Source organism: Lactobacillus sp., from assembly GCF_051893255.1.
Taxonomy (GTDB): Bacteria; Bacillota; Bacilli; order Lactobacillales; family Lactobacillaceae; genus Lactobacillus.
In genome coordinates this window covers 1-4,610 of the sequence record NZ_JBJFHB010000098.1, presented here as the reverse complement: position 1 = coordinate 4,610, position 4,610 = coordinate 1, and the positions used below count along the sequence as shown (strand labels likewise).

General features: G+C 48.6%; 4 protein-coding genes. 3 read left to right on the top strand and 1 reads right to left on the bottom strand.

What is annotated here, in order from left to right:
- Positions 1–290 precede the first annotated feature (290 nt).
- Entirely contained in the window at positions 291–1,799 is a 1,509-nt protein-coding gene (yjeM, locus tag ACI4WN_RS09335) for a glutamate/gamma-aminobutyrate family transporter YjeM (protein WP_439777943.1), read from the bottom strand.
- Between the two features lie 295 nt (positions 1,800–2,094).
- On the opposite strand from yjeM, the gene ACI4WN_RS09330 reads away from it, so the two are divergent.
- From ACI4WN_RS09330 to ACI4WN_RS09320, 3 genes are all read left to right on the top strand, one after another.
- Entirely contained in the window at positions 2,095–2,703 is a 609-nt protein-coding gene (locus tag ACI4WN_RS09330; protein WP_439777942.1) for a GTP pyrophosphokinase, read from the top strand.
- A gap of 5 nt (positions 2,704–2,708) precedes the next feature.
- Positions 2,709–3,383: a response regulator transcription factor gene (locus ACI4WN_RS09325; protein ID WP_439777941.1), complete on the top strand. Its 675-nt coding sequence runs from the start codon at positions 2,709–2,711 to the stop codon at positions 3,381–3,383.
- A partial coding sequence (locus tag ACI4WN_RS09320) for a sensor histidine kinase (RefSeq protein ID WP_439777940.1) occupies positions 3,376–4,610 on the top strand: 1,235 nt, incomplete at its 3' end. The genes ACI4WN_RS09325 and ACI4WN_RS09320, both read left to right, overlap by 8 nt.

The following is a 4,610-nucleotide window of genomic DNA, read 5'->3' as shown; positions in this document are numbered from 1 at the left end:
GTATGAGGGGGTAATCCCTAGGTAAGCTTAAGCCGCTGTATTCCCCACGAATGTGGGGGTGATCCTCGGTTTAGCACGATTCCTTAAATCTCAAGATCGTATTCCCCACAAACGTGGGGGTGATCCTGGAGGATATGCATCTAAATCGCCACGCAATATAGTATTCCTCACATATGTGAGGGTGATCCTCATTGCTCACATTGGGGATGTCGTAGTACCCCCGATTTCCTCACACTAGTGAGGGCACCAAAAAAGCTTACCCCTCAAGGGTAAGCTTTTTACATCCAACATTATTCTTCTACAACGCCATCATCTGCCAAGCTCTGCTTCGTCTTCCACTGGAAGTAAATCAGAGCTACAATGCCAAACAGCACAGGACCAATCGCAGTCCAGAAGGCCGTCTTAATGTCACCGGTAAACAGTGGCTCGATGCAAGTGAAGATGATCCCAATTGCAACGACGATCCAGGTTACCAGACTCACCACAGTGGCCGTCTTATTCGACTTGAAGAAGACGAAAGGCCGGTTCAGACCCTCTTTTTTCTTAAAGAAAGGAAAGGCGCCGATCAAGAAGAGGTAAGGTGCAGTAGAGGATACGTTCATCATGTCCATCAAGATGGTGTAAAATTCGCCGGCTGCGCTGCCACCAAAACTGATGAAAAAGATAATTACGCTAACGATTAACGCTTGCACCCACATGGCCATTTCCGGCATCCCGTGCTTGTTAAGCTGCGTCATCTTTTTTGGCAAAAAGTCTGGATCGCAACCCATCACAAAAGACTTAATCGGAGAGTATACCATCAAAATGGCGGCCGCAATCCCGCTTAACACGTCAGCTAAGCCAGCAAAGTGGGAGATGACGGACGACAGGGTCTGGCATCCCGCGGCCGACAAACCTATTTTTTGTCCCAAGACATAACCCAGGTTGTTGATCAGCACGTATTCAACATTCCCCAAGTTGACCCCCTTGGCACCGAGCTTGCTTGCCCAGTTGGCGGAAACCCCGCACATCAAGATGTTGAGGGCGTACAAGGTCGTCATGACCACCATGGCGATGATCAGTGCCCGCGGAAAAGTCTTTTCCGGCTTGTCGACGGAGTCGATGACGCCGGCGCTGGTTTCCAAACCGCCGTAAGCAAACAAGGCATAAATCATGAAGGAAATCGTCGCTACCGGCGTTTGGAAGGCCGGGTTTGGCGAGTGGGTCAAAGTCGTGACATTCAGCGGCTGCGCTAATTGTCCGTGGTTCAAGAAAAAGACCAAGAGTGACAGCACCGGGAAGCCGATGGCGATGGCCAAGGTGAAGATCCCGCCAATGTTGCTGATAAAGGAAATCTTGTCAACGCCCTTAACTGCAAAGAAGGTGACGATGACCATAAAGACAATTTCCATGATCCCCAAGGTCTGGGTTGATGATAGCCCCCCTAGATGCCAGCTGGTCGTAGTGTCATGGCCAAAAATCAAGGTCGACACAGACACGAAGAAGAACTGGGTAGAAGACACCAGCCAAATGACCCAAGCAGCCAGCCAGATAAAGGTGCCGACGAAGGCGGTTTGGTCGCTGACGCTGCCTTTTAGCCAGGAATAAATCCCGCCTTTTGCCCCTTTAAAGGTTGATCCGTATTCAGCGAAGATCATCGCTGAAGGCAGGAAAAAGAGGAGGGCTGAGACCAGGTACCAGATGATGCTGTAGTAGCCCATCTGATAGTAGGCATTAATTGAATTATTAAAGCCAAAAATACTTGAAAAGATGAGTAAGACCAGACTGGCTAGTTTGATCTTACTTTTATTTTCTTCCATAAAAATTACTCCAATCTGTTATCTACTTATTTATTATGATCCTCTTAGCCCAACAATAAAAGGGAACATAGCACATTTGATAAAGATAACAAATGAATTAAATCACCAATAAATTATCATGGCAACTTTTACTCCTAATGATAACTAAGTAAAGTTAGACTTAATTTTTGCTTAAAGCAAGGTAAAGCCATAGCAAATGATCACTATCTTAAATAAATTTCTGATAAGGTCAAGCAAAGTTCATGATCTGTGCCTTAATCTTTGATAGAGTGGAATAATAGAAATGAGGAATTATATGAGTATCTACGGAAAGTACGCGGAGTATCTCCCAAAGATTTTAGACGAAACCCTGGCCACGATTGAGAAAATTGGCCAGGATTACCAGGCCAAGACTGGGCAAAAGCTCTACGAGCACTTAGAAGGCCGGGTCAAGGGCGAACAGTCTATGACGGAAAAATGTGAGCGTAAGGGCCTGCCCAAGACCCCAGAAGCAGCTCTAATTGAAAACCGTGATTCCATCGGCATCCGGATCGTCTGCAACTTTATCGACGACATCTACACCTGCTTGGACCTGCTCCGGCAAGTGGACAAGTTTGAGCTTTTTAACGAAAAAGACTATATCACAAACGCTAAGCCTAACGGCTACCGGTCCTACCACTTGATCTTGAAGGTGAAGACGCCATATGAAGACGTTCATGGCGATACGCCGGGCACCTATTATGTCGAAATCCAGCTCCGGACCATCGCCATGGACACCTGGGCCAGTCTTGAACACGAAATGAAATATAAACGCGACATCCACGATCCCGAACGGATCAGCAAGGAACTCAAGCGGGTGGCCGACGAACTGGCTGCTTGCGACGTGAGCCTGCAAACCATCCGCCAGCTGATTAGAGAAGGGTAGAAACGATGAAAATCTTACTAGCAGAAGACGAAGAACAATTAAACCACGTTTTGACCGTGGCCATGCAAAAGTCTGGTTACGATGTCGATTCTGTTTTTAACGGCCTGGAAGCTGTTAACCATGCTAAAGAAAATGCCTACGACGTGATCATCATGGACATCATGATGCCGGTGATGGATGGGCTAGAAGCAGTCAAGGAAATCCGGGCAATGGGATCCAAAACTTATATCGTGATGCTGACGGCCAAGTCCGAAATTGATGACAAGGTGACAGGCCTTGACACCGGGGCTGATGACTATTTGACCAAGCCTTTTTCACTTAAAGAGCTCCTGGCCCGCCTACGGTCAAAAGACCGGCGCAACAGCGAATATTCTACTAAGGAAATTGACTTTGACAACTTGACCTTGAATCTAGACCAGCAAGAACTGTCTAGCAACAACTCCATTTCCTTGTCCAAAAAGGAAACCAGCCTGATGCGCTATTTCTTGCTGAACCCTAATAAAAAGCTGTCTACCAAGGAATTGTTTAACCATGTCTGGAAAGACGACGATGAAACCGAAGACGTGGTCTGGGTTTACATTTCCTATCTTAGATCCAAGCTCGCCTCCATCGGGGCCAGCGCTAAGATTGAGGGCGACAAGGGGGGCGACTACAGGTTAGTCGGTGCGGACCATGATTAAGAAAGTTCGCCGCCGCTTTATCTGGATCGCGACTTGCTCCCTTTTTCTCGTCATGGTCATTTCCTTTGCCAGCTTGATTGGCCTGAGTTACTACAAGTCTAGCCGAGAGGCTGACCAGGTCTTGGCCATGGTCGTCGCCAATAACGGCCGCTTTGACCAGAAGCAGGCCAAAGAGCGGCTAGGCGACCAGTACAGCCGGGAAGGAGTTTTTAAGTACCGCTACTTTACCGCAAAGGTCAATACCAAGAAGTCGACGATCACGGTTACTGACAACAAGCACATCATCCAGCTGTCAACCGATGAAGTCCTTGCCCGGAAAAAGACCCTGCTTGCCTACTTAAAAGCGGGCAAGATGAGTGGCTCGCTCCGGGGCAAAACCGGCCACTTCCGTTATTTGGCAAAAAAAGCTGGCAGCAATCAGTATTACATCTGCGTGATCGACATTGCGCCCCTCATGCAGTCGACCCTGATTCTGGCCCGCTACGCCATGTTCTTCCTCTTCATCGGGATTTCCTGCTTTACCCTTTTGATGTACCTCTTGGCCGACCGGGCGGTTAAGCCCATCAAAGAAGCCTACGACCGCCAGCGCCGCTTTATCACTAACGCTGGTCACGAACTAAAGACGCCGCTCGCCGTCATCAGCGCCAACACCGAAATGGAAGAGATCATGGGCAACGACGATGAGTGGACCGAGAGCACCAAAGAGCAGGTGGTTCGGATGACGGGGCTGATCAATGACCTGATTACCCTGACCCGGATGGGGGAACCCGAAGAACTGGTCTTATCCAAGGTCAATTTTTCGGAAATTACGGAAAAGTCTGCTGACTCTTTCAAGTCGCTCTTGGCTAAAGACGGCAAGGACTACCAGGTGAAAATTGAGAATGACATCTGCGTCAATGCCGAATCTTCCAGTCTAGGCGAAGTGGTCAATATCTTGATCGACAATGCCCAAAAGTACTGCGACTCGCATGGCAAGGTTACGGTCAGCCTGGAAAAGGGCAAGCTGGGGCAAAACGCCATCTTGACGGTGACCAACTCTTACCAAAATGGGGCAGGGGTTGATACTGCCCGCTTCTTTGAACGCTTTTACCGAGAAGATGAGTCCCACCACTATGACAAGCAAAAGAAGTCCGGCTTTGGCATTGGCCTGTCCATGGCCAGCGACCTGGTTCAGGCCTTTGGCGGCAAGATCAATGCCAATTGGAACAAGGGCGTGATGACTTTTAC